Annotated in this window: 4 protein-coding genes; 1 reads left to right on the forward strand and 3 read right to left on the reverse strand. The window is 62.0% G+C overall.

The window, feature by feature from the left end; translation table 11 throughout:
• A partial coding sequence (locus ACRXB1_RS33215) for a flavodoxin family protein (RefSeq protein WP_449494442.1) occupies nucleotides 1-433 on the forward strand: 433 nt, incomplete at its 5' end.
• 92 nt (nucleotides 434-525) lie between these two features.
• Here the strand turns inward: ACRXB1_RS33215 and ACRXB1_RS33220 are convergent.
• The 3 genes from ACRXB1_RS33220 to ACRXB1_RS33230 form a co-directional block, all read right to left on the reverse strand.
• Nucleotides 526-1,353: an OmpW/AlkL family protein gene (locus ACRXB1_RS33220; protein ID WP_449494443.1), complete on the reverse strand. Its 828-nt coding sequence runs from the start codon at nucleotides 1,351-1,353 to the stop codon at nucleotides 526-528.
• Between the two features lie 99 nt (nucleotides 1,354-1,452).
• A complete protein-coding gene (locus ACRXB1_RS33225; protein ID WP_449494444.1) occupies nucleotides 1,453-2,694 on the reverse strand; it encodes a DUF2957 domain-containing protein in 1,242 nt (413 codons plus the stop codon).
• Nucleotides 2,695-2,762: 68 nt separating this feature from the next.
• A partial coding sequence (locus ACRXB1_RS33230) for a DUF2957 domain-containing protein (protein WP_449494445.1) occupies nucleotides 2,763-3,306 on the reverse strand: 544 nt, incomplete at its 5' end.

Raw genomic sequence — 3,306 nt, forward strand, 5'->3', positions numbered from 1 at the left:
TTGGGCCGAGCTCGACGCCGCCGACGGCATCATCTTCGGCGCGCCGACCTACATGGGCGGGCCGTCCGCCGACTTCAAGAAATTTGCCGATGCCAGTTCAAAACCCTGGTTCGCGCAATCGTGGAAAGACAAGGTCGCCGCCGGTTTCACCAACTCGGCGACCATGAACGGCGACAAGCACTCGACCATCGCGTACTTCATCACGCTCGCCATGCAGCACAGCATGATCTGGGCGGGCACCGGCATGATGCCGTCGAACACGAAGGCGGCCACGCGCAACGACCTGAACTTCGTTGGTGGTTTTTCGGGCTTGCTCACGCAATCACCTGCCGATGCATCCCCGGACGAAGCACCCCCGCCCGGCGACCTTGAAACAGCAAAAGCATTCGGTGCGCGAATCGCGGCCGTCACAGCCCGCTGGACCGGAAAGTAGGCCAACCACACCCGCTCATGAAAGCAGCGGAAAATCGTCCCGCCGAATCGCGTCTAAACGGCATCGAATGATTTGCGGGACTGGCTGCGCCATCAGAAACGGTACGACACCGCCAGGAACGTGATCAGCGGATCAGCGTTCAGCTTGCCTTTGGTCGTGGCGAGTTCGGTGCCGTCGGCCGCCTTGATGATCAGCGATGACGTCGTCTTCAGCGGAATGTACGTGAGGGACGCAATCAAACCCCAGTGTTTGTCGAAGTTGTAGGTGGCGCCGACGTTGAACACCGGTTGCCACGACGACGAAGCCTTCGCGTCCACCGATGTCTGCCCCGGCTTGCCCGCAGCAGCCGCCAAAACAGCGCCGAGATTGTTCTGTGTCGAGTTGACGAAGCCGTTGGTGAGTTTGATGTTCGTGAAGAAGTTGTACGACACGCCAATACCCGCGAACGGCCGGAACGCCGACGTCGGTGAATTGAAGTAGTACTGGAAGATCAGCGCCGGGCTCCACTGCCGCACGCTTTTCACGATCGGATTGGTCTGATCGAGATTCTGGTTGCCGAGCGCGCCCGCCGGACCCGGCGGCCGGATGGTGCCGTGACCATCGAGCTCGAATTCGGGCGGCACGCCGCCCACGAACGTCGTCGCAATATGGTCGGTGAAAAAGTGTGTGAAGACAAGGGCGAGGGTATCGGCGCTTTTTGTCGAAAGGCCCGTTCCCGCCGACGTGAATTGCGACGGCAAGCGCAGCGGCGTGTTGATCGGCACGGGCGCCACGTGCGTGGTGAGTTCGCTGCTCGAATCCTGCGGCATGACGTGGAACCAGCCGAGGCCCACGACGTTATCGCCGGCGCTTTGCGCGTGCGCCGTCATTGAAGCGCAAGCCCAGGCGCACCCGATCACCGCTGCCAGTATCTTTCTCATATCGTCTCTCTTCGGTTACAGGCCGTCACGCGACACGCCGCTTCTATATAGAAGGAGGCGTGAAACGCGCTCAGCCCTTTTTGATGGGCTGCCGGACGGTCACTCGACAAATGAGCCGATGGTGAAATACGGAGTCGTCGGATCGCTCTGATCGAGGTAGCCGAACACGCCGCCGGAGAAGATGAACTTGCCGGTGGGTGTCGCGCCAGTCGATGCATTGACGACCGTCGACGTCACAAGACCCTGGATGGTCTGCGTGTAGTCGAGGTTCAACGCACGCGACAACGCAACTTGCGACGGCTGGAACGGATCGATGAGCGTGGCCTGCGTACCGGTGAGCGCTGTTGTACGGTAGTTGAACTGGTTATCCACGCCCACGTATTCGCCATCAACCGATCCCACCGCCACGTTCGTTTGCGGCGAGAGCATCGAGATACCAGATTCGTCGTCGGCGAAAGGCGGAATGCCTGTCGTGATCGTGGCGTTCGCCGTGCCCGTACGAACCAGGATCGGCACGTTCACGCCGCGCAACTTGCCGACGATCATGTAGCCCTTGCCAAGCGGACCGGTCGCGAGCGTCGGTTTGCCTTGTCCAAGGAAGTTGTTCGTGACGAACGCGCCGCTGCCATCGGGCGATGGCGTGAAGTTCGATCCCGCCTGCTGGCATTTGCCGGCATTCACGCCGGTGTTGTCGCACTCTTGCCACGTGCCGTCGGCATTGATGGTGATCTTTGAACCGACGGCAAGACGCGCATAACTTTGCGATGGCACTTCGTGGTACCCAAGCTGGTTATACGATCCCGCGACATTGGCGAGATTCGTTTCCAGCGTCGAGAAGCCGATGAACGGGTAATACGGGAATGTGCGATCCGGCACGACGCCCTGCCCGAGAATGCCGCCGAACTGCAGCTCCTTGCCCGGAATCGTGCCGCCCGCCACACCCTCGCCCACGAAGATACGCGCGGGGCGCGTCGGGTCGAGCGTCGCGCCGTTCAACTGATACGCGCATTGATTCAGCTTTTGTGTCGGCAGGCCGGTTTCCATCGTGAGCGTGCCGCTTTGCGTGGTGCCGGCGCGCGTCGGGGAGACGGTGCCGGTCGTGGCGGGTATCGGCGATTCAATGTACGTCACTTGCCACGTAAGCTTGGTGGTGTCGAGCTGCAGCTTGACGAGTTCGCCGTCGCCACCGCCGCCGGTGAAGTTGGTCGTGTAATCAAGCGATGCCGGGCACAAACGGACGACCGGCGCCTGCGGCGCATCGCTGCCGCCCCCACACGCGCTCATCAGGAACGGCGCCGCGCCCGCGATTGATACAACTGCGCCAAGAGTTCTCCATTTCATGCTGCTGTCTCCATCCACATGGGTTCGTTCGTTGGCGGCCGACGCATGCCGGCCGCCGTGTTTTCCACTTATTTGCTCAGCAACGCGCCAATGCCGAAGTACGGGCTCGCGGGGGTATCGGCATTGACGGAGGTCGATGTCGGGCCGCCATTCACCGTGCTTCCCGCTATGAAGATCCCATACAGGCCACCCGCCGATATCAGCGCACCCTTGCCGCCGTTCTGGTCCTGCACGCCGATCAAGCCGGGCAACTGCTGCGCGTAACTCATGCCGAAGCCGGTCTCGGTGCTTTGCGTCGATGGATTGATGAACGAGCCGACCGGACCTTGCAGCAGCGCGGCCGTGTACTTGAAGTTCGAATCCGCGCCGACGTAGCCGCCATCGAACGCGCCTGATTGCAGCGCTGTGTTCGGGGCGAGCATGGCGATGCCGGATTCATCGTCGACTTGTGCTGCGTTCGTGTTCAGCGGCGTGAGCGGCGACGGCACGAAGACCTGGCCCGTGCGCACGACGATCGGAACGATCGCGCCGTTCACCTTGCCGATCACCATGTTCGCGTTGGCCACGGCCGGGAACGTGAGCGCGCCGACGAGCGGCAGCGTGGGCGTCGCG

This window comes from Caballeronia sp. M23-90 (assembly GCF_053574605.1).

Coding starts and splice junctions, on each gene's coding strand:
- ACRXB1_RS33225 (WP_449494444.1), bottom strand. CDS start 2,694: ATGAAATGGAGAACTCTTGGCGCAGTTGTATCAATCGCGGGCGCGGCG.
- ACRXB1_RS33220 (WP_449494443.1), bottom strand. CDS start 1,353: ATGAGAAAGATACTGGCAGCGGTGATCGGGTGCGCCTGGGCTTGCGCT.